Source organism: Aminobacter aminovorans (assembly GCF_900445235.1).
In the GTDB taxonomy this organism is placed as follows: Bacteria; Pseudomonadota; Alphaproteobacteria; order Rhizobiales; family Rhizobiaceae; genus Aminobacter; species Aminobacter aminovorans.
On sequence record NZ_UFSM01000001.1, the window covers coordinates 2,960,705 to 2,982,431 of the forward strand.

Sequence of the window (21,727 nt, forward strand, 5' to 3'; positions counted from 1 at the left end):
GGCGGGGCACGGGTTGAATGGTAACGCGCGAGACGGCTTCGATGGCTTTCGGCATGCCGGGAGGCGAATCCTCGGCATCCGTGCATGGCCGGCCCATCGACCTTGAACACCTGTCCCGGCAGACGATTGGCGACCGGGACGTCGAGCGCGAGGTGCTCGACATGTTCGTTCACCAAGCGCTTTCGGTTCGCGATGCGATCGTCAAGGCGGATCTCGCCGAGAGGCTCATGTTGTGCCATGCCCTGAAGGGTTCGGCGCGCGGCGTCGGCGCATTTCCCATCGCAGATTGCGTTGCGGCGATCGAAGCGGATCCGGACAGTGCGACTTTGATCGCACGGCTTACCCGGCTGATCGACGAGGCGCGCGACTTCATCGCCTCGTTCAGCCGCTGACGTTTGGCGATGCCCGAGTGGGGGCGTGCAATGGCCGCAGTAACAATTATGCGCTGCGCATAGTAAATCCGACAGCCGGCGGCGCTATCGCACGACAGTTGACACACACGGCGGAGTGATTATCTGCCGTGTGACCTATTTCGGGAACGAGCATGACCAAGCTGACTTACATCGCCCATGATGGCACGCGTTTCGAAGTCGAGGCCGAGAACGGCTCGACCGTGATGGAAAATGCGATCCGCAATGCCGTGCCGGGCATCGAGGCGGAATGTGGCGGCGCCTGTGCCTGTGCGACCTGCCATGTCTATGTCGACGACGCATGGACGGCAGTCGTCGGCGAGCCCGAGGCAATGGAAGAGGACATGCTCGACTTTGCCTACGAGGTCCGGCCGTCGTCGCGCCTGTCCTGCCAGATCAAGGTTCGCGACGAACTCGACGGCCTGATCGTCTCCATTCCCGAGCGCCAGGGCTGACGTTCCGAACCTAGCCTTGCTTGGCATGACAGCTGTTGTCATGCACATTCTCGAAATGCATGCGTCAGCGGCGAGGTGGCCTTGAGCGACATCACCACAACCGACGTCCTGATCATCGGAGCCGGGCCGATCGGCCTGTTTGCGGTGTTCGAGCTCGGTCTGTTCGACATGCGCTGCCACCTGATCGACATTCTCGACCGTCCCGGCGGGCAGTGCGCCGAACTTTATCCGGAAAAGCCGATCTACGACATTCCCGGTTATCCAGTGATCGGCGCCCAGGAACTGGTCGACAAGCTTCTGGAGCAGATCGCGCCGTTCAAGCCCGGTTTCACCTTCAACCGGATGGTGACTGCGCTGGAGCGTCTCGAGAATGGCAGCTTCCGCGTCATGACCGACGAGAATGAGGTCTTCGACGCCAAGGTCGTGGTGATTGCCGCCGGCGGCGGCTCGTTCCAGCCCAAGCGCCCGCCGATCCCCGGCATCGAGGCCTATGAGCAGGCCAGCGTGCGCTACGCCGTTCGGCGCATCGAGGATTTCCGCGACCAGGAGGTGGTCGTCGTCGGCGGCGGGGATTCCGCGCTCGACTGGACGCTGAACCTGCAGCCGGTGGCCAGACGCGTCACGCTGGTCCATCGGCGCCCGGAATTCCGCGCCGTGCCCGACAATGTCGGCAAGATGCATGCGCTGCGCGATGCGGGCGCCATTGACCTTGTGATCGGCCAGGTTTCAGGCCTGTCAGGTGAGGACGGCACATTGCGCTCCGTCACCGTCAAGGGATCGGATGCCGATACCGAGGTTGCCTGCACGCGGTTGCTGCCGTTCTTCGGCCTGACCATGAAGTTGGGGCCGGTGGCAGAATGGGGTCTCCATCTTCACGAGAACCAGATCCCGGTCGACACCGAAAAATTCGAAACGTCGGAGCCGGGAATCTTCGCCATCGGCGACATCAACTGGTACCCGGGCAAGCTCAAGCTGATCCTGTCGGGCTTTCATGAAGCCGCGCTGATGACGCAGGCCGCCAAGCACATCATCAGCCCCAAGGAACGCGTCGTGTTTCAATATACGACGTCGTCGACGAGCCTGCACAAGAAGCTCGGCGTTCCGGACTGATTTTCCAGAGGCCCGGCGCTCAGTTCTTGAGCTTGCCGGCGTCGATGCGCTCCAGCCGGTAACGCAGCAGCCTGACGATCCGGCTTTCGAAGTTGATGCCTTCGATGCGGTCGAATTCCTCCTGTGCCCGGTCATGGGCATTGAGGATGCGGTTGCTCGTTGCCTTGGCCTTGGTGGCGGCTATGTCGCAGCTCTTCTGCTTGCCGATTGCCTTCAGCGCCTGTTCCAGTTCGCGGGCGTGGTTCTTGGCAATGACGACATGGCTTTCTTCATGGCGCTTGATGTCGGAAGACAGCGTGTTCCAGATCAGCTTGACGTCCTGGGCCGCCTTGCCGTTCTGGCGCCAGCGCGGCAGGATAACCTTGGCCTTGACGGTGACCTGGGCCGAGACGATGGCGCAGCCGCCCTTGACCTCGGCGTAGCCGATGCGGCTGGTGAACTCCATCTGCGTGGCGCCAGGATGCCTGCCGCCGGTGCTCTTGACCTCGGGCCCGCGCGTCATCAGCTGCTGCTCGATTTCGTCGAGCGTTTTGCCGGTGATGGTGAAATAGCTGTAGGATTTGGACACAGTTGCCGCCTGAACGGGTAGGCAAATGCCTCCAGCGAGTAGGGCGGCCAGGAAGAGTTGCTTCATTAGTTGCCTCTTGGCCTACCTTGCGTTAGGGGCGTTGGCGGCGCAACGGAAATCGGTTCGCGCCGCTTGAATGACCGTGCAGCGAGTTGAAGCTGCAAGCGTTGATATTTCGTGACGTGGTCTGTGCTCTGGAGTTCTTTTGTGGCGACGGCATGACCGGCAAACGATGGCAACTGGCGCATGGGCGCCATCTCGACCTCGGCGACAGGGCCCTAGTGATGGGTATCCTCAACGTCACGCCCGACAGTTTTTCTGACGGCGGAGCGTTCGATGCGCCGGAGAGCGCGCTTGAACAGGCACGCCGCATGATCGCCGAAGGTGCCGCCATCGTCGATGTCGGCGGTGAATCCACCCGCCCGGGCGCAGCACCTGTTTCTTCCGCCGAAGAGCAGGACCGCGTGCTTCCGATCATCGCCGCACTCGCCCGGTCCGGCGACGCGTTGATATCCGTCGACACCTATCGCGAAGAGACCGCGCGTCTCTCTGTTGCCGCCGGCGCGCATATCGTCAACGATGTCTGGGGTGCCCAGCGCGAGCCTGGTATCGCCAAGGTCGCCGCCGAGACCGGGGCAGGGCTGGTACTCATGCATACCGGCCGTGAACGCGAAAAGCTGCCCGACGTCATAGACGACCAGTTTCTGTTCCTGCGCCGCTCGTTGGAGATCACCCGCGAGGCCGGTGTCCATGATGCGCAGATCGTGCTCGATCCAGGCTTCGGTTTTGCCAAGGATGCGGATGAAAACCTCGATCTGATGGCGCGTTTTTCGGAGCTGGCACAGCTCGGTTATCCGCTGCTCGCCGGCACATCGCGCAAGCGCTTCGTCGGCCATGTCACCGGGCGCGAAGCTGCCGACCGCGATGCCGGAACGGCGGCGACGAGCGTCATACTCCGCCTGCAGGGCGCGGATATATTTCGCGTCCATGATGTCGCAATCAACGTGGACGCGCTGGCATTCGCAGATGCTATGCTGGCGCGACAGACCAACCTGCCGGGACGCTGACCCAGATGTACCTTATCCGTATGAAAAACTGCGCCTTCTTCGCCCGGCACGGCCTGTTCGACGAAGAAGAGACGCTGGGCCAGCGCTTCTACGTCGATGCCGAACTGACGGTCGATCCGTCGCTACCGCTCGAAGACGATTCGATGGACAGCACCGTCGACTATGGCGTTGCCTTCCAGGTCATCGAAAGGATCATAACCGGCCAGCGGCGCTTCCTGATCGAAGCGCTGGCGCAGGAATGCGGCCGGGCGCTCGCGGCGCGTTTCCCGCAGATCAAGCGCGCCGAAATCACGGTCCGCAAGCCGAATGCGCCGGTGCCCGGCGTCCTTGATTATGTAGAGGTGACCGTTGTCTGGCCAGGTTGAGGAGCGCGGGTTCCTCAGCCTCGGCGGCAATCTGGGCGATCCGGCGAAGTCGATGGCGTCGGCGCTGCATATGCTCGACAGTTCGGGCAGCACGCGCGTCGTCGAGGTCTCGTCGCTGCACCGCACACCGCCCTGGGGCAAGGTCGATCAGCCTGATTTCCTGAACGTCACCGCCGAAGTCGCCACCACGCTTGCGCCGTTGGAGTTGCTGGAGCTTTGCCTGGAACTCGAGCGGCGGCTCAAGCGCGTGCGCGTCGAGCGCTGGGGTCCGCGCCTCATCGATATTGACGTGCTGTTGCTGGGCAACAGCAATGTCAGCGATGTCGGGCTTGAGATACCGCACCCGCGCATGCTCGACAGGGCGTTCGTAATGGTGCCGTTGGCCGAAATCGCGCCGGATCTCGTTCTGGCCGGCAAGTCAGCGGCCGAATGGGCCGCTGGGCTGGACAGCGCCGGCATCGAACGCCTCGATACCGGCCGCAACTGGTGGCGCGACCTCGGCGAATAATCCTGGAGGTTAGAGGCCCAGAGCCGTTGCGATCTTCGGCGCGGCTTGGGTCCAATCGTCCTCGATGACAATGTCGACGGGCAAGGGCGGCAGAAATGCGCGCATCTCCCGGTAGGACATCAGGTTGAACAGGTGCGCGTCGGCAACAGCGTCGCGCACGGACACCAGATTGTGCGGGATATCGTCGACAAAGGCGACAGGACGGCTGGTTTCGCCCCGCAACAGCCGCAGCGCGGGGCCTTTGGCCCTTTCGGTGGTGAGCAGCGGGTAGGGGAAGCCCAAGGCATCGAGATGCTGCCGCCTGACATCGCGGTGGCGGTGCGGCATTGCGGTCAGCAGGACGACTTCGGCGCCCGTGGCGAGCCCTGCCACGGCATCGGCCGCGCCAAGTGCCGCCGACTGCCATTCGCGCTGGGCAAGGAAAAAGCCGTCGAGCAGCGCGGAAACGGCCGCCTGTTCCAGCGGCACCTGGGTCTTTACGTCGACGATGTTGCCGGTCAGCTTGAACGACTTCGCCAGGAAGGCCAGCCCCTGCGCGTCGAGGAAGCGCATGAACGGCATCATGAATTCGAGCAGCACCTCGTCGACGTCGAGCACCAGCAGTGGCCTGGTGTCGCGGGCAAGCTCGGCGATCTGGCGTGCTGTCTCGGGATCTTCGCTCATGCGGAACGCTCGTGATCGTCATTGCCCAGGGGCAGGGCGCGCAGGGCGCTGCCTACTTCGCCCGGCGCGATGCCCGCCTGCTGTGAGAACTGCAGCAGCGTCGGCTCATGGGCGAGGATGAAATTCAGGACGCCGGCCAGGAAACCGGGCTCCTGTGCGGCGCGGCGGATCTGATGCGCCTCGATACCTGATATGGCCAGGAAGCGCGGCAGGAGTTCGGGGTCGGAGGCCACGAAGCCAAGCGCCTGAACAGCCAGCGCTTCGGCGCTTTCCTGCGATTGCTGGTTCTTCTGCATCTGGTATTTGCCCCGATCGACCTGTGTCGGGAGTAACCGCAAGCAGCCATCGGGGCAACCGCAAAAGCGGGCGCGCAACGATCCGTGATTTGGCGGGAGCGTTTTACGTTTCGTAATGTTCTTGAGTTAAGGTCGGATTCGGGGTTGGTGTGCGCATCCGGCGCGCAACAGGATTGCCGCGGACCTGTGGCAGGCAATCGGGACGGAATTTCTATGGCCAAGAAGGTGATGATCGTCGAGGACAACGAGCTCAATATGAAGCTCTTTCGCGACCTCATCGAGGCAAGCGGCTATGAGACCGTGCGCACGCGCAACGGTCTCGAGGCGCTCGATCTTGCCCGCAAGCATCGGCCGGACCTCATCCTGATGGACATCCAACTGCCCGAGGTCTCCGGCCTCGAGGTCACTAAATGGCTGAAGGAGGACGACGACCTCCACACCATCCCCGTCATTGCCGTTACCGCATTCGCCATGAAGGGCGACGAGGAGCGGATCAGGCAGGGCGGGTGTGAAGCCTATATCTCCAAGCCGATCTCGGTGCCGCGCTTCATCGAGACGATCAAATCCTATCTCGGCGATGCCTGATGCGCTCGCCGGCTCGCTCGAGGGACTAGCATGACCGCGCGCATCCTCGTCGTTGACGACATACCGGCGAATGTGAAGCTGCTCGAAGTCAGGCTTCTCGCTGAATATTTCGAAGTGCTGACCGCCTTCAACGGACCCGACGCCATTGCTGCCTGCGAGGACGGCAAGGTCGATGTCGTGCTGCTCGACGTGATGATGCCCGGCATGGACGGTTTCGAGGTCTGCCGCCGCCTGAAGGCCGATCCAGCCACCGCCCACATTCCCGTCGTCATGGTCACCGCACTCGACCATGTCACCGATCGCGTGCGCGGGCTCGACGTCGGTGCCGACGATTTCCTGACCAAGCCGGTGAACGATCTCCAGCTGATCACCCGCGTCAAAAGTCTCGTCCGTCTCAAGGTCCTGACCGACGAGCTCAGGCTGCGCTCCTCGACCACCCACAGCATCGGCGTGGACGAGCTGCTGGCCCGTTCCGACTTGCTCAGGGGCGAACTGCCGAAGGTTCTGCTCATCGACGAGCGGACGTCTTCCGCGGCCCATGTCGGCGCGCTTCTGGACGGAGCTGCCGACGTGCAGATCGCCGCCGATCCGCAGTCGGGGCTCTTCAACGCGGCCGAAGGTGCCTATGAGTGCATCATCGTGTCGACGGGGTTCTCCGCGTTCGATCCGCTCAGGCTTTGCTCGCAGCTCAGGTCGCTCGACCGTACGCGCTCGCTGCCGATCGTACTGCTCGTCAACAAGGAAGAGGACGACCTTACCGTTCGCGGCCTCGAGCTTGGCATCAACGATTATCTGGTGCGGCCGCTCGACCGGCAGGAGCTGATCGCCCGGCTGCGCACCCAGGTGCGCCGCAAGCGCTACAATGACGAGCTCAGGCAGAGCGTCAGCCAGACCATCGAGATGGCGGTGACGGACGGTTTGACCGGCCTGCATAATCGTCGTTATCTCGACAGCCACCTGCCGCGGCTTGTCGAGCGTGCGGCTGCCCGCCGTCGGCCGCTGTCGCTGATGATCACCGATCTCGACCGCTTCAAACGCATCAATGACACGTTCGGCCATGATGGAGGCGACGAGGTCCTGCGCGAATTCGCACGGCGGGTGAAGAAAAGCGTGCGCGGCATTGATCTCGCTTGCCGATTCGGCGGCGAGGAATTCGTTATCGTGATGCCGGATACCGAAGGCGCGCTCGCCGAGATCGTTGCCGAACGTATCCGCTCCGAAATCGCCAGGACGCCGTTCAGGATCGGCGGATCCGAGCAGGGTGTGTCGGTCACGGTCAGTGTCGGTGTCTCGGCGCTGGTGATGGAAGGCGACACGGTCGCCGGGCTGATGAAGCGTGCTGATCTGGCGCTTTACGACGCCAAGACACGCGGCCGCAATCGTGTGGTTGCAAGGGCGGCCTGAGTCGCGGATCGGCTTCACGGTCAAGCACGTTAAGCTCAATCGTTTACCTTAACCCGAGCGATTCGCGAGCCGTGGTTAAGAAAGTGTTGATTTTCAAGCGATCTTGCGCGACTGTGAAATCGAGAAGAAGGACGGGCATCGGCACGAGGAGCACAGGCCGTATAGCCCTATTTGATGCCCCATGATGCTCAGGTCCGCCGCATCTCCTGGGTCCGTGGGGTCGGCCGGCCGGCACTGGCACATAGTGGCCTCCTCGTACCGCTGCCAGAAGCCGACCGGCCCCCTTTCTCGAAATCAACTTCATATTGGCTGAGCGTGGGGAAGGTGGCTTTTCCGCATGTCCCTTGGCTCGTCGGGCGCAGTCGGCGCCGGCTGCATGAATCCCATGAAAACAAAAACGCCGCCCGAGGGGCGGCGTTCCGGAATTCCTGGAGGCAACCAGATTACTTGATCTTGGTTTCCTTGAATTCGACGTGCTTCTTCGCAACCGGGTCGTACTTGCGGAACGACAGCTTTTCCGTCTTCGTGCGGCTGTTCTTGCTCGTCACGTAGAAGAAACCGGTGTCGGCGGTCGACAGAAGCTTGATCTTGATGTTTGCAGCCTTGGCCATGATTCTCGTCCGTTAATTGTCTGGAGTTGCACCCGCCTCAGGACGGGAAAACAACCCGGACGCGGAAAACCTGCGGGACACATAAAGAACGCGCCCGGAAAGTCAAGCCTTGGCGCGCTATCGGCTCGATTTCGCGGCAATACGGCCCAGTCCGATGGCGATGTAGCCGCCGAAGAACACCGCCAGCGCCCAGCCGAATCCGTTGGGGCCGAAGATATCCATGAAGATGCCGATGACCTGCGGACCCAGGATCATGCCGACGCCGTAGCAGAAGATGAAGGCGGCGTTGGCCGAGGCCAGGTCGCGGCCCGATAGCTGTGCGCCGAGATGCGCGAGGCCGACCGTGTAGAGTGCCGCCACCACACCGCCCCATACAAACAGCATGCCCGCCATCAGGTGCCAGTTGACGGTCAACAACGGCATCGCCAGCGTTCCGCCCAGACCGACAAGGGCGCAGATGAGCAGCAGGATGCGGCGATCGCCGATGCGGTCGCTCAGCATGCCGATCGGAATCTGCAGCAGGAAATTGCCGAGCCCGATCATGGTCAGCAGCATCGCTGCCTCGCCCTCGGTGTAGCCGATGCGCTGGCCGTAGATCGGGAACAGTGCGAAGCCGCCTGTTTCCACCGCACCGAAGACGAGAACGGCGGCGGTCGCTGTCGGCACGATCCAGATGTAGCGGAAGAAGCCACCCTTGCCGCCTTCGGAGACGATCCTGGGGCTTTCGCTGCGCGCCAGCAAGACGGGAATCGCGGCGATCATGACGAAGGCGAAGGTCAGGCCGAACGGCAGGAAGCCGCTGCTGCCGATCTGCGAGAACAGCCACGGGCCGGCGGCGAAGCCGAGCGAAAGCACTGTGGCGTAGATGCCGAGCACCAGGCCACGCCGATGGGGCGGGGCACAGGTGCTGATCCAGAATTCCGACAGGATGAAAAGCACGGTCAGCGCGAAATGCAGCACCGCCCGCAACGGAAACCACATCCAGAAGGACTGGGCGAAATAGAAGCCGACAAAGGCCACCGCGCCGGCGAGAATCATCACCAGCATCGTCCAGACGACGCCAAGACGCATGGCGATCGGCGTGGCGAGTGGGGCTGCGGCAATCGAAGCAATGCCGGCGACGGCGGTGTTGAGGCCGATCATCGAGGAGGAATAGCCGCGCGATTCGAGAATCACGCTCAGGAGCGGAATGCCCAGGCCAATGGCGATGCCGACGACGCTGATCGAGGCGATAGCCGCGGAAATCGAGCGCCAGTGCACCCGTTCGACGTTTTCAGCCTCCTGAAGGGTATCGGTCATGCAATGCCTACAGGATGTCGCGGCGGAAGCGTTGGGCGAACATGCGGTAGAACGGCACCTCGCCACCCGGCTCAAGCCCGGGGTCTGTCGCCAGCCGCTGTCTGAGGTCGCCGAGCACCGACTGGGTGATGGCGGGGATGTCGGCCTGCATGGCGTCGGCCAGGGGCAGCCAGACCAGTTCTTCGAGCTCGTTTGTCGGGCCGCCCTCAGGCAGTTCGACGGCGACGTCGCTGCGCCAAGCCGAGAGGAAACGAGTGTCGAAGCGCCTGACACGGCCGGGAGGGGTGACCGCGCGTGCGATGAAGCGCAGGCAGCCGAGAGTCGGTGCCACGCCATGTTCGGCAAAGCCTTGCCAGTCGGCCTTGGTGGTCGAGAACGGGCTGCGACGGCCGATCAGCAGACCGGCTTCTTCATAGGTTTCGCGAATCGCCGAAAGCGCGATTGCCCGGGCGCGCGCGATGCTGACGCGACCAGTTCCGGCGCGCAGCTTGTCCTGTTCGTCGGGATGAAGCTCGTCGGCCACTTTGATGCGGCTGTCCGCCGGGTCGGTGCGGCCACCGGGAAAGACGAATTTCCCGGGCATGAAGGCGTGCTTCATGTGGCGCCGGCCCATCAGCACCAGCACATCATCGCCCTTGCGGTCGAGCAGGATCAGCGTCGCCGCGTCGCGCGGACGCAATGGCGCGCCGCTCTTTACCATTTCCCTGGCTTCGAGCCTGTCGAGTTCTGCTTTGCTAATGCCATCCATCGCGGCTGTCCTAACGGAATGTCGGGGTGGACGGAAGCACTTGCTTGCCCTTGGGCATTGCGCCAGCGCCGGTTCAGGCTTCTGGTAGCGTTTCGACGTCGTCTTCTTCGCCGCCGAAGCCGTGCATGTAGAGCGCCCACTGCATGCCGACGACGGCACCCTTCATCGGGCGCAGCAGGGCGAGTGCAGAAACGATCGTCAGCGGCACCCAGATCAGCAGATGCTGCCACAAGGCGAGCGTGCTGGTCGCCTCGACGCCCATGAAGGCACCAACGACGATGTGGCCGACGATGACGACGACGAGATAGGCGGGCAGGTCGTCGGCACGATGATGGAAGATCTCTTCGCGGCAGACTTCGCATCTATCGACGGTCGTGACGAAGGAGGCGAAGAGCTTGCCCTGGCCGCAATTCGGGCATTTGCAGAACAGGCCCCGCTTGATCGCTTGCCAGACCGGCCGGGGTTCACGCACGACCTTTGGGTGGTCGCCGCCGAATACCTGTTCTTCCATCGTCATCTCCTGCCGCGCGGTCCTCGCCGTGGCTGGGAGGCGCGGGCACGCGTTCTTTGCCCCTTGGTCTTGTGGAAGGAGCGCTTGGAACCGGGCAGGGGCTTCGGTTCGGTCAGCATCTCGAAGCGCATGGCACCCGCCAGAGGCGCGATCTCGACCAGCTTGACCTCGACGCGGTCGGCGAGCTGGTAGCCCTTGCCGGAGCGTTCACCGAACAAGGCGCGGGCGGCTTCGTCGAAGTGGTAGTAGTCGTCACCCAAGGATGACACGGGGATGAAACCATCCGCGCCATATTGCGGCAATTGGACAAATAGTCCCGCCTTGACCACACCGGAGATGCGCGCGTCGAAGGTCTCGTCGACGCGTTCGGCCAGGAAGCCGGCGACCAGCCGGTCGACGGTCTCGCGCTCGGCCGCCATGGCGCGGCGTTCGGTCTGCGAGATCAGGCCCGCAATCTCTTCCAGCCGCGCTTCTTCCTGGAGTGTCAGCCCGCCGGCGCCCAGGCCGAGCGAACCGATCAGCGCGCGATGGACGATGAGGTCGGCATATCGGCGGATCGGCGATGTGAAATGCGCGTAGCGGCGCAGATTGAGGCCGAAGTGGCCAATATTGTCGGGGTTGTACTCGGCCTGGCTCTGCGAGCGCAACACCACCTCGTTGACCAGCTGCTCGTTGTCGCCGCCGCGCACCTGCGCGAGGATGCCGTTGAACTGGCTTGGGCGCATCGCGGCCCCGCGCGCCAGCGACAGGCCGATCGTCTGCAGGAACTCGCGCAGCGACTCCTGCTTGGCGAGCGATGGGCCGTCATGGATACGGTAGACGAGCTTCTGCTTCTTGTTTTCCAACGTCTCGGCAGCAGCGACGTTGGCCTGGATCATGAACTCCTCGATCAGCTTGTGGGCATCGAGGCGATCGGGAACGATGACGCGGTCCACCGTGCCGTCAGGCTTGAGCAGGATCTTGCGTTCCGGCAGGTCGAGTTCGAGCGGCTGGCGGCTGTCGCGGCCGCGCTTGAGCACGTCATAGGCGGCCCAGAGCGGCTTGAGGATGCTTTCCAGGATCGGTCCGGTCTTGTCATCCGCCACGCCGTCAATGGCGGCCTGGGCCTGCGGATAGGCGAGGCGGGCCGCAGACCGCATCATGATGCGGTGGAAGGCGTGCCTGGTCTTGCGGCCTTCCGCCGAAAACGTCATGCGCACGGCAAGAGCCGGGCGGTCGACGCCTTCGCGCAGCGAGCACAGGTCGTTGGAGATGCGTTCGGGCAGCATCGGCACGACACGGTCGGGGAAGTAGACCGAGTTGCCGCGCTTCAGCGCTTCGTTATCGAGCGCCGTGCCCGGACGGACATAAGCCGCCACGTCGGCGATGGCGACGGTGACGATGAAGCCGCCTGGGTTCTTCTCGTCCGTATCCGGCTCGGCATAGACGGCGTCGTCGTGATCCTTGGCGTCGGCCGGGTCGATGGTGACCAGTGGCAGCTCGCGCCAATCCTCGCGCTTGCCGTCGAGCGTTGCCGGTTTCACGGCCTCGGCCTCGGCGATCACTTCGGCGGGGAAGATGTGGGGAATGTCATGCGCATGGATGGCGATCATCGAGACCGCCTTCTCATTGGTCAGCGAGCCCAGCACCGAGACCACCTTGGCGCGCGGCAGGCCGTAGCGGCTGGCGCGTTCCGGCACCACCTCGACGAGGTCGCCATCCTTGGCGCCGTTCTGGTGGTCCTTTTCGATCACCAGCTCGGGCTGACGGCGCTCGACCGGCTCGATGCGGAACGTGCCGTCCTTGAGGATACGGAAGATGCCGAGCGCGGTGTCGCTGCGCTTTTCGAAAATCTTCATCACGCGCGCCGTGTAGGCCGGCTCGTTGTCGTCTATGTGATCCTCGATCGGGAAGGTCTTGGCCAGTACGCGGTCGCCGACGCCGGGCGTCGGCCCGTTGCCGCCGCGCGACAGCTTGATGGCAACGATCTGGCCATCCGGCTGTTCGGAGGCGCGAGCGAGCAGCGTGCCTTCGGCGTCGCGGCCGAAAATGTCGAGCACGGCGACATGCGGCAGCGCGCCGGCGCGCGTCAGGCGCTTGCGGCTCTTTTCGAGCAGGCCCTCGTCCTGCAATTCGCGCAGCAGGTGCTTGAGCCAGATGCGGTCGTCGTTCTTGAGCGCAAAGGCTTTGGCGATGTCACGCTTGCCACTGCGGTCGGGATTCTCCGCGATGTAGCGCAGAATCTCGTCCCGCGACGGCCGGTAGATGTCCTTGCCTCGGACCTCGTCGCTTGCGGCGCGTCTGGTGCCGGCATTTCGTCCGGAAATCTTTCGCGCCACGGTCGCCTAGTCCTTCTTCTTGGCCTTGCTGGCGGCCGCTTTCTTGGTTGCGCTGGCCGCGGGCTTCTTGGCGGCACGGGCAGGCTTCTTGGCGCCGCCGCCTTTCGCTTCCTTTTCGGCGATCAAAGCAAGCGCTGCTTCCATGGTGACGGTGGCCGGATCCGTATTCTTCGGCAAGGTAGCATTGACCTTGCCAAAATTGACATAGGCGCCGTACTTGCCGTCGCGCACGGTGACATTGCCGCCGCCTGCGGGGTGCTCGCCGAGATCCTTCAAGGCTGCCGGGGTGCCGCCGCCCCGTCCGCCCTTGCCCTTGGCCTGCTTTTCGGCAAGCACGGTGACCGCGCGGTTGAGGCCGATCGAGAACACGTCCTCGATGCTTTCGAGATTGGCGTAGGCGCCGTCATGCAGCACGAACGGGCCATAGCGGCCAAGACCGGCCGAAATCATCTTGCCCGTCTCAGGATGTTGGCCGACATCGCGCGGCAGCGCCAGCAAAGCGAGCGCCTTTTCATGGTCGATGGAGGCCGCCGCCCAGCCCTTGGGCAGGCTCGAGCGCTTTGCCTCCTTGCCGTCGCCGCGCTGGATGTAGGGACCGAAGCGGCCGCTGCGCAGCGTGATCTCTTCATTGGTGTAGGGATCGCTGCCCAGGATCTTGGTGCCGTCTTCCATGCCGCCATTGTCGCCATTGCCGCCGGGACCGTCGAGCTGGCGAGTGAAACCGCATTCGGGGTAGTTGGAGCAGCCGACGAAAGCGCCATACTTGCCGAGCTTGAGCGACAGGTTGCCGGTGCCGCATTTCGGGCAGATGCGCGGATTCGATCCGTCCTCGCGGTCCGGGAACACCAGAGGTGCGAGTTCCTCGTTCAGCGCGTCCAAAACGTTGGTGACGCGCAGCTCCTTGATCTCGTCGACGGCGCCGGAAAAGTCCTTCCAGAAATCGGACAGCACGTCGCGCCAGGCGAGCTTGCCGTCGGAGACTAAGTCGAGCTTTTCCTCGAGCGAGGCGGTGAAGTCGTATTCGACATAGTGCCGGAAGAAGCTCTCCATGAAGGCGGTGACCAGCCGCCCCTTCGCCTGGGGCACGAGCTTGCGGTTCTCGATCTTCACATAGTCGCGGTCCTCAAGCGTCTTGAGTGTGGCGACATAGGTCGAGGGCCGGCCGATGCCGAGCTCTTCCATCTTCTTGATGAAGCTGGCTTCGGAATAGCGGGGCGGCGGCTCGGTTGTGTGATGAGTGGCGTTGACGCTCTCACGCTTGAGCGTTTCGTCGGCACGAATCTCGGGAAGGCGACGGCTTTCCTCGTCTTCCGAATCTTCGTCCTTTTGCTCGGTATAGGCGGCGATGAAGCCGTCGAAACGGGTGACCGAACCGACGGCGCGCAGGCTGGCAGTCCTTGCGCCATTGCGCGCCTCGATCTCGACGGTGGTGCGCTCGATCTCGGCGGGCTGCATCTGGCTGGCGATCGCGCGCTTCCAGATCATCTCATAGAGTCGGGCCTGGTCGGCATCGAGGAACTTGCGCATCTCGGCCGGCGTGCGATTGAAGTCGGTCGGACGGATGGCTTCGTGCGCTTCCTGGGCGTTCTTGGCCTTAGTGGTGTACTGGCGCGCCTTTTCGGGCAGGTACTTGGCGCCGAATTCCTTGACGATGGCGTTGCGAGCGGCCTCGATGGCCTCCGGCGCCATCTGCACGCCGTCGGTACGCATATAGGTGATCAGACCTGCGATCTCGCCGCCGATCTCCATGCCTTCATAAAGCCGCTGGGCGACCTGCATCGTGCGGCTTGCCGAGAAGCCGAGACGCGAGGACGCCGCCTGCTGCAAAGTCGACGTCGTAAACGGCGCGCTCGGGTTGCGCCGGGTCGGCTTGGCCTCGACCGACAGCGTCTTGAAGCTGGCGCCATCGAGCATCGCCTTGATGTCGTCAGCCATGGTCTGCGAGGAGATGTCGAGCTTCTGCAGCTTCTTGCCGTCGAAAGCGGTCAGCCTGGCTTCGAAGTTTTCCGCACGCGGCGTGCCGAGGGTGGCTGCGATCTGCCAGTATTCCTCACGCACGAAGCGCTCGATCTCGGCCTCGCGGTCGCAGACGAAGCGCAGCGCCACAGACTGCACGCGGCCAGCCGAACGGGCGCCGGGCAGTTTGCGCCACAGCACCGGTGACAGCGTGAAACCGACGAGATAGTCGAGGGCGCGGCGCGCCAGATAGGCGTCGACCAGCGGCGGATCGATCTCGCGCGGATTGGAGATGGCTTCGAGCACCGCCTGCTTGGTGATCGAGTTGAAGGCGACGCGCTTGATCGTCTTGTCCTTCAGCACCCGCTTCTGCTTCAGCACCTCGAGCACGTGCCAGGCGATGGCTTCACCTTCGCGATCCGGATCGGTTGCGAGGATCAGGCCATCGGCTTCCTTGACCGCCTTGGCGATGTCGTTGAGCCGCTTCGCCGAAGCGCTGTCGACCGCCCAGGACATGGCAAAATCGTCTTCCGGTTTAACCGAGCCGTCCTTGGCCGGCAAATCGCGGACATGGCCGAACGAGGCGAGAACCTTGTAGTTCCGGCCCAGGTACTTGTTGATGCTTTTCACCTTGTTCGGTGACTCGACGACAACGACGTCCATATGTGGCTGATTTTCCAGTGAAGCGCCAAAACAACGGCAAACGGCGCGTGGCGAAGATTTTGAATTCGCTCGTCACATGGCCGCGCTTTTCGGTCCGGTCAAGGGGAAGGGGGCAAAAACGACGGTGAAGAACGGGATTGCAATCCAGGGTATATTAAATCTCGCTGTTGCAATTCAGGATGGTTTTGCCATGATTCCGCCAGCGCCGGTTGCGGCTGGTCTTGGCACCGGAACTGGCGCCGGCTCACGCCGAGCCCGACCGTTGCGGCGAGCGGCAGTCACATGTCAGGCGCGACAAGCGAAACTCGTCCACCCGAATGGCGTTCGAGCCGGCCGGCGAGGTCGAGCTCCAGAAGGATCATGAAGATCTGCGCCGGATGAAGCTTGGTGTGGCGGATCAATTCGTCGATCTCGACGGGGACCGGGCCGAGCGCCTCGACCACCCGGGCGCGGTCGCCGTCGACGGGTGGCGGCGTGGCGGTGAAATCAGGCGGCTCCTCCAGTCTGGTCGGGACAAAAGGCTGGCCGGTAACAAGCGGCGCCAGCGCTTCCAGCACGTCGGCTGCTTCGGTCACCAGCGTCGCGCCATCCTTGAGCAGGCCGTTGGTGCCGGCGGCGCGCGGGTCGAGCGGCGAGCCGGGCACGGCGAAGACCAGGCGTCCCAACTCGCCGGCAAGCCGCGCACTGATAAGCGAGCCGGAACGTTGTGCTGCTTCGACGACCACAAGCCCGAGCGCCAGACCGGCGACGATGCGATTGCGGCGTGGAAAGTCCTGGGCGCGCGGCTCCCAGCCGAATGGCATTTCCGAAACGATGGCGCCACGTTCGGCGATCTCGTCGCAAAGCCTGGTGTTTTCGGGCGGGTAGGGGCGATCGATACTGCCGGCCAGAACGCCGACGGTGCCGGTGTCGAGGCTGCCCTGATGTGCTGCGGTGTCGATGCCCCGTGCCAGCCCCGAGATCACGCAATAGCCGTTGCGGCCGAGCTCCGAGGCAAGCATGCGCGCCATCTTGATACCGGCGAGCGAGGCGTTGCGCGCGCCGACGATGGCCACCGGTGGCAAGCCAAAGGCGGCGGCAGTGCCTTTGACGGCGAGCAGCGGCGGCGGGTTGTCCATACGCGTGAGCGTCTTGGGGTAGTCGTGCTCGCCAAGCGCAACGAAGCGCGCGCCGCATCTGCGCGCCAGCTGCATCTCCGCCTCTGCCTCGGCTACCGAGGGAACCCGAACCAGTCTGTTTGCGCCGCCGGCCATCATGATTTCGGGCAGCATCTCGATTGCCGTTTCGGCGGATCCGAAGCGGTTGATCAGATCGCGAAAACTTGCGGGACCGACATTTGGGGTACGGATCAGGCGCAGCCAATGAAGCCGCTGCCGGTCGCTGAGATGCGGCCCGACGGCGGCTTGGCTCATCCCTTGGACCCGATCCGCAATTCAGTACCGGCGAGCAGGCGCGAGATGTTGGCGCGGTGCCGGACGAAGACAATCAGGCTCATCAGGGCCAGCAGGCCGGCGGCCTGCGGCATGTCGATCATGTAAAGTGCGATCGGCACGACCACTGCCGCAGTGAGCGCTGCAAGCGACGAATAGCGGCTGACGAACGCGACGAGAAGCCAGGTGACGGCGAAGGCGAGCGCGCCGAGCCCCGACAGGCCGAACAGGACGCCGAGATAGGTGGCGACGCCCTTGCCGCCCTTGAAACCGAGCCAGATCGGATAGAGATGGCCGATGAAGGCGCCAAGGCCGGCGGCAAGCGCGGCATCATGACTCCAGCATGCGGCGATGATCACCGCCACCGTGCCCTTGAGCGCGTCGAGCAGCAGCGTTGCGGCCGCCAGCTTCTTGTTGCCGGTGCGCAGCACATTGGTGGCGCCGATATTGCCGGAACCGATCTTGCGCACGTCGCCGAGGCCGGCGGCGCGCGTCAGCAGCAGGCCGAATGGGATCGAGCCGAGCAGATAGCCGAATATGGCGGCCGCGATGAGTACGTGCATGGCCGTCGGAAAAATGTCATCCGGCATCAAGGTCTATGGTCTCCCCCGTGGCCCGTCAGGCCGAAAACACTGTGCGTCCGCCGACCAAGGTTTTCAAGACCTTGCCTTGCAGCCTCGCCCCTTCGAAGCAGGTGTTCTTGGAACGCGAGCGGATGTCGGCCTCTCGCACCAGCCACGGCTCGCCGAGGTCGACAAGCGCCAGATCCGCCAAGGCGCCGGGCTTAAGCGTGCCGCCGGGCAGGCCGAACAGTTTTGCCGGAGCAGTCGAGAGCGCTTCGATGATGCGCAGCAGCGGTACTTCGTCATTATGATGCAGGCGCAATGCCACGGCCAGCAGCGTCTCCAGCCCGATCGCGCCGACGGCTGCATCGGCGAAGGGCAGGCGCTTGGTGTCGACGTCCTGCGGATCGTGCGAAGAGACGATCAGATCGATGGTGCCGTCCTTCAGCGCTTCGACCATGGCAATGCGGTCCTCTTCGGCGCGCAACGGTGGCGCCAGCCGGAAGAAGGTGCGGTATTCGCCGACGTCGTTTTCGTTGAGCGACAGGCTGTTGATCGAGACGCCCGCGGTCACCCTGGCGCCGTCGGTCTTGGCGCGAGCAACGGCATTTGCCGCCATCGCGGTCGAGATCTTGGCGGCGTGATAATGGCCGCGGGTGAGGCGGGCGAGCGCCAGGTCGCGTTCGAGCGGGATGGTCTCGGCCTCGCGCGGAATGCCTGATAGACCGAGCCAGCTGGCATAAAGGCCCTCGTTCATCACGCCCGACGAGGCGAGGTCGGCGTCCTGCGTCTCATGCGCGATCACCGCGTCGAAGTCGCGGGCATAGGTCAGCGCCCGGCGCATCACCATCGAACTGGCGATGGTGTGGCGTCCGTCGGTGAAGGCGACGGCACCGGCTTCCCGCAGCAGGCCGAACTCGGTCATCTCATGGCCGTCGAGCCCCTTGGTGATGGCCGCTGCCGGGAAGATGTTGACGGATGCGGTTTCCTTGGCGGTGCGCAGGACGAACTCGACAAGCGCTACGTTGTCGATGACCGGGTCGGTGTCGGGCATCATGACGACTGACGTGACGCCGCCGGCTGCAGCGGCGATGCTTGCCGAGGCAATCGTCTCGCGGTGTTCGCCGCCGGGTTCGCCGATGAAGACGCGGCCGTCGATCAGGCCGGGAATGATCGCCTTACCAGTGCAGTCGATGACCTCGGCGCCGCCTGGTATGCCCTGGTTGAGCCCGTCTGCGCCTGCGGCGACGATCTTCTTGCCGTCGACGATGACGGTGCCGGTCTCATCGATGCCGCGCGAAGGGTCAACGACGCGGGCGCGCTGGAAAACCGTGATGCTCATGCGTTCTTTCCGTCGCGATTGCGGCGCGGGTCGAGCAGCGCTTCCATCACCGCCATGCGCACGGCGACGCCCATTTCCACCTGTTCCTGGATGACGCTCTGCGGGCCGTCGGCGATCTCCGAGGCGATTTCCACGCCGCGGTTCATCGGGCCGGGGTGCATCACCAGCGCGTCTGGCTTGGCCGCCTTCAGCTTTTCGGCGTCGAGGCCGTAATAGCGGAAATACTCGCGTACCGAAGGGACGAATGCGCCGGCCATGCGTTCGCGCTGCAGGCGCAGCATCATGACGACGTCGGCGTCCTTCAGGCCCTCGGCCATCGATTGTGTCACCTCGACGCCCATCTGGGCGATGCCGGAAGGCAGCAATGTCGAAGGCGCCACGACCTTGATGCGGGCGCCGAGCGCATTGAGCAGCAGGATGTTGGAGCGGGCGACGCGCGAATGCAGGATGTCGCCGCAGATCGCCACCGTAAGATGAGCAATGCGGCCCTTGGCGCGGCGGATGGTCAGTGCGTCGAGCAGCGCCTGCGTCGGGTGCTCGTGGGCGCCGTCGCCGGCATTGACCACCGAGCAGCCGACCTTTTGCGCCAGCAGGGCCGCGGCACCTGCCGACTGGTGGCGAATGATCAGAATGTCGGGCCGCATCGCGTTCAGCGTCATCGCCGTGTCGATCAGCGTTTCGCCCTTCTTCACCGAAGAGCTTGCCACCGACATGTTCATGACGTCGGCGCCGAGGCGCTTTCCGGCGAGTTCGAAGGAAGACTGGGTTCGCGTCGAGGCTTCGTAGAACAGGTTGATCTGCGTTCTGCCGCGCAGCGTTGAGGTCTTTTTCTCCGACTGACGCGAAATCGAGACGGCCGCGTCGGCGCGGTCGAGCAAGATTTCGATGTCGAATGGAGAAAGGTCGCGGATGCCAAGAAGATGGCGGTGCGGGTAGGGCGGCAGGGACGATAGGTCTGTCATCTCAAGGCGCTGCTATAGGCTGTGCTTAAGTGACCCGCAAGCCGGCATTTCATCGATGAAAGTTCTCCCACGGGATTTTCGTCGCTTCCAAGCTGGGCCATAAGCTATCGATAAGCATTTCGGCTATAAAGCCGGCCATGGCTGCGGATTCGTGCCCGTCGCCCACACCGATGAAGGACAAGGCGTGACGCAGGACGTGCCGAACCAGCCCCCTCCGCTGACGGGCAGCAATGCCTGGCGCGGCGACCCGCTGCTGATCCAGATCGCAGAAGGTTTTTCCGACCCGGTGCGTCGTGACCTCGACGGGCTCGGACGCTTCGTGCTGACCCATGAAGCGCAGGATCTGGCGCGGCTCGCCAACAGTGAAGTGCCGAAGCTCAGGACGCATGACCGCCAGGGCCGCCGCATCGACCAGGTCGAGTTCCACCCAGCCTATCACGCGTTGATGCGCCGCTCGATAGCAGGCGGCCTGCATTCCTCCGTCTGGGAGAATGGCGGCACCGAGACCGGCCGGCGCCACCAGGTTCGGGCCGCGCGCTTTTATCTGACCGCACAGCTCGAATGCGGGCACCTGTGCCCGATCACCATGACCAATGCCTCGCTTGCCGCCCTGATGGCGAGCCCGAAGCTGTTCCGCGAATGGGCGCCGCGCGTCACCACGCGCAAATACGACCAGGCGCAGAAGCCGCCCGTCGAAAAGACAGGTCTCACGCTCGGCATGGGCATGACCGAAAGGCAGGGCGGCACCGATGTGCGCGCCAATACCACCAAGGCCGAGCGGGCCGGTGGCAGCTTCTACCGGCTGTCCGGCCACAAGTGGTTCATGTCGGCGCCGATGTCCGACGCCTTCCTGATGCTGGCGCAGGCGCCCGAGGGGCTGTCATGCTTCCTCGTTCCGCGCATATTGAGCGACGGCTCGGCCAACGGGCTGCAGTTCCAGCGCCTGAAGGACAAGCTCGGCAACCGTTCGAATGCCTCGTCGGAAGTCGAAATCCAGGGCGCCATCGGTGACCTCGTCGGCGAACCGGGCGGCGGCATCAAGACGATCATGGACATGGTGACGCTGACGCGGCTCGACTGCGCCGTCGCCTCCTCGGCGATCATGCGGGCAGGGCTCGCGGAAGCCGTCCATCATACCCGTCACCGCCAGGTGTTCGGCGCCAATCTTGTCGATCAGCCCCTGATGCAGCGCGTGCTGGCCGACATGGCGCTTGATGTCGCCGGCGCGACCGCGCTCGCCTTCCGGCTGGCACGTTCCTTTGACGAAGCGGCATCGGATCGCGGCGAGGCGGCCTTTGCCCGCGCCATGACGCCCGTCGTCAAATACTGGGTCTGCAAGATCGCGCCGGCGCTGCTCTACGAGGCGATGGAGTGCCTCGGCGGCAACGGCTATGTCGAGGAAGCGCCGCTGGCCCGCTATTATCGCGAGGCGCCGGTCAACGCGATCTGGGAAGGCTCGGGCAATGTCATGGCGCTCGACGTGCTGCGCGTTCTGCAGCGCGCGCCTGGCCTGTTCGAGGATGTACTGGCTACACTTGAGCGCGACCTTGGTCCCGGCGGACGCAGTGTGCTCGGCGTGCTCCGCGCAGCCATGCAGGTGGCATCGTCGGACGAGGGCTCGGCACGCATCCTGACCGAACAACTGGCGATCTCGGCGGCCGCTGCCGAACTGCGCCGCATGGGGGCAGGGCGGATCGCCGACGCCTTCATCGAGACCCGTCTCGCCGGCCAGTGGCGCGGCACCTACGGCATGCTCGACGCGCGCCACGATTCGCGCCTGATCATCGATACGCTCTATCCACAGGTGGGCTGACACGTTCCGGGTCACAGGCCGTCCCATTTTCGAATGGCTGCGGCCAAATTAACCTTAACAAATGGTTTACGTTGCGCGTC

General features: G+C 63.9%; 22 protein-coding genes. 9 read left to right on the forward strand and 13 right to left on the reverse strand.

The genetic code is table 11. From position 1 onward, the window contains the following. Nucleotides 1–17: 17 nt before the first annotated feature. The 3 genes from DY201_RS14575 to DY201_RS14585 all read left to right on the forward strand — a co-directional run bounded on the left by DY201_RS14575 (nt 18) and on the right by DY201_RS14585 (nt 1,975). Nucleotides 18–392, forward strand: coding sequence for an Hpt domain-containing protein (locus DY201_RS14575; protein ID WP_115731817.1), 375 nt, complete (start codon nt 18–20; stop codon nt 390–392). 152 nt (nt 393–544) lie between these two features. Next, nucleotides 545–865, forward strand: a complete 321-nt coding sequence (locus tag DY201_RS14580; RefSeq protein WP_115731818.1) for a 2Fe-2S iron-sulfur cluster-binding protein — start codon at nt 545–547, stop codon at nt 863–865. Between the two features lie 81 nt (nt 866–946). Continuing rightward, complete coding sequence (locus DY201_RS14585) at nt 947–1,975, forward strand: NAD(P)/FAD-dependent oxidoreductase (RefSeq protein ID WP_115733800.1); 1,029 nt, start codon at nt 947–949, stop codon at nt 1,973–1,975. 19 nt (nt 1,976–1,994) lie between these two features. On the opposite strand, the gene DY201_RS14590 is transcribed toward DY201_RS14585, so the two are convergent. Continuing rightward, nucleotides 1,995–2,609, reverse strand: a complete 615-nt coding sequence (locus DY201_RS14590) for a DUF922 domain-containing Zn-dependent protease (RefSeq protein ID WP_115731819.1) — start codon at nt 2,607–2,609, stop codon at nt 1,995–1,997. Between the two features lie 152 nt (nt 2,610–2,761). Here DY201_RS14590 and folP point away from each other — a divergent pair, with 152 nt between their 5' ends. Genes folP through folK form a run of 3 tightly spaced genes read left to right on the forward strand, consistent with a single transcriptional unit; the run spans nt 2,762 to nt 4,483 of the window. After that, nucleotides 2,762–3,610, forward strand: coding sequence for a dihydropteroate synthase (gene folP / locus DY201_RS14595; protein WP_115733801.1), 849 nt, complete (start codon nt 2,762–2,764; stop codon nt 3,608–3,610). A gap of 5 nt (nt 3,611–3,615) precedes the next feature. Further along, nucleotides 3,616–3,975 carry a dihydroneopterin aldolase gene (gene folB / locus DY201_RS14600; RefSeq protein ID WP_115731820.1) on the forward strand — a complete coding sequence of 120 codons (360 nt, stop codon included), beginning with the start codon at nt 3,616–3,618 and terminating at the stop codon, nt 3,973–3,975. Continuing rightward, on the forward strand, nt 3,959–4,483 hold the full coding sequence (gene folK / locus DY201_RS14605; protein WP_115731821.1) for a 2-amino-4-hydroxy-6-hydroxymethyldihydropteridine diphosphokinase: 525 nt from the start codon (nt 3,959–3,961) through the stop codon (nt 4,481–4,483). The genes folB and folK overlap by 17 nt, the downstream gene beginning before the upstream one ends. Before the next feature lie 9 nt (nt 4,484–4,492). Here the strand turns inward: folK and DY201_RS14610 are convergent, their stop codons facing one another. Continuing rightward, a complete protein-coding gene (locus tag DY201_RS14610; protein WP_115731822.1) occupies nt 4,493–5,146 on the reverse strand; it encodes a hypothetical protein in 654 nt (217 codons plus the stop codon). Continuing rightward, nucleotides 5,143–5,442 (reverse strand): DUF3572 domain-containing protein, encoded by a 300-nt coding sequence (locus tag DY201_RS14615; protein WP_115731823.1) that lies wholly within the window; start codon nt 5,440–5,442, stop codon nt 5,143–5,145. Before DY201_RS14615 ends, DY201_RS14610 begins: the two co-directional genes overlap by 4 nt. 213 nt (nt 5,443–5,655) lie before the next feature. Between DY201_RS14615 and DY201_RS14620 the strand changes: the two genes are divergently transcribed. Both DY201_RS14620 and DY201_RS14625 read left to right on the forward strand, forming a co-directional pair. Beyond that, nucleotides 5,656–6,027, forward strand: a complete 372-nt coding sequence (locus DY201_RS14620; protein WP_108607955.1) for a response regulator — start codon at nt 5,656–5,658, stop codon at nt 6,025–6,027. 30 nt (nt 6,028–6,057) lie between these two features. Next, a complete protein-coding gene (locus DY201_RS14625; protein WP_115731824.1) occupies nt 6,058–7,431 on the forward strand; it encodes a PleD family two-component system response regulator in 1,374 nt (457 codons plus the stop codon). A 443-nt stretch (nt 7,432–7,874) separates the two neighbouring features. Here the strand turns inward: DY201_RS14625 and rpmG are convergent, their stop codons facing one another. From rpmG to DY201_RS14680, 10 genes are all read right to left on the reverse strand, one after another. After that, on the reverse strand, nt 7,875–8,042 hold the full coding sequence (gene rpmG, locus DY201_RS14635; protein ID WP_019173400.1) for a 50S ribosomal protein L33: 168 nt from the start codon (nt 8,040–8,042) through the stop codon (nt 7,875–7,877). A gap of 117 nt (nt 8,043–8,159) precedes the next feature. Continuing rightward, a complete protein-coding gene (locus DY201_RS14640; RefSeq protein ID WP_115731825.1) occupies nt 8,160–9,341 on the reverse strand; it encodes an MFS transporter in 1,182 nt (393 codons plus the stop codon). A gap of 7 nt (nt 9,342–9,348) precedes the next feature. Further along, nucleotides 9,349–10,089: an NUDIX hydrolase gene (locus tag DY201_RS14645; RefSeq protein WP_115731826.1), complete on the reverse strand. Its 741-nt coding sequence runs from the start codon at nt 10,087–10,089 to the stop codon at nt 9,349–9,351. Between the two features lie 73 nt (nt 10,090–10,162). After that, complete coding sequence (locus DY201_RS14650; protein WP_115731827.1) at nt 10,163–10,600, reverse strand: DUF983 domain-containing protein; 438 nt, start codon at nt 10,598–10,600, stop codon at nt 10,163–10,165. Nucleotides 10,601–10,602: 2 nt separating this feature from the next. Then, nucleotides 10,603–12,918, reverse strand: coding sequence for a ribonuclease R (gene rnr / locus DY201_RS14655; RefSeq protein WP_115731828.1), 2,316 nt, complete (start codon nt 12,916–12,918; stop codon nt 10,603–10,605). A gap of 6 nt (nt 12,919–12,924) precedes the next feature. Then, complete coding sequence (topA, locus tag DY201_RS14660) at nt 12,925–15,537, reverse strand: type I DNA topoisomerase (RefSeq protein WP_115731829.1); 2,613 nt, start codon at nt 15,535–15,537, stop codon at nt 12,925–12,927. Nucleotides 15,538–15,815: 278 nt separating this feature from the next. Then, nucleotides 15,816–16,949 (reverse strand): DNA-processing protein DprA, encoded by a 1,134-nt coding sequence (dprA, locus tag DY201_RS14665; RefSeq protein ID WP_115731830.1) that lies wholly within the window; start codon nt 16,947–16,949, stop codon nt 15,816–15,818. Next, nucleotides 16,946–17,557, reverse strand: coding sequence for a glycerol-3-phosphate 1-O-acyltransferase PlsY (gene plsY / locus DY201_RS14670; RefSeq protein ID WP_172582932.1), 612 nt, complete (start codon nt 17,555–17,557; stop codon nt 16,946–16,948). The genes dprA and plsY overlap by 4 nt, the downstream gene beginning before the upstream one ends. Before the next feature lie 28 nt (nt 17,558–17,585). After that, nucleotides 17,586–18,872 (reverse strand): dihydroorotase, encoded by a 1,287-nt coding sequence (locus DY201_RS14675; protein WP_115731831.1) that lies wholly within the window; start codon nt 18,870–18,872, stop codon nt 17,586–17,588. After that, entirely contained in the window at nt 18,869–19,834 is a 966-nt protein-coding gene (locus tag DY201_RS14680) for an aspartate carbamoyltransferase catalytic subunit (protein WP_067962480.1), read from the reverse strand. The genes DY201_RS14675 and DY201_RS14680 overlap by 4 nt, the downstream gene beginning before the upstream one ends. A 184-nt stretch (nt 19,835–20,018) precedes the next feature. Between DY201_RS14680 and DY201_RS14685 the strand changes: the two genes are divergently transcribed. Further along, on the forward strand, nt 20,019–21,647 hold the full coding sequence (locus tag DY201_RS14685; protein ID WP_115733803.1) for an acyl-CoA dehydrogenase family protein: 1,629 nt from the start codon (nt 20,019–20,021) through the stop codon (nt 21,645–21,647). Nucleotides 21,648–21,727 lie beyond the last annotated feature (80 nt).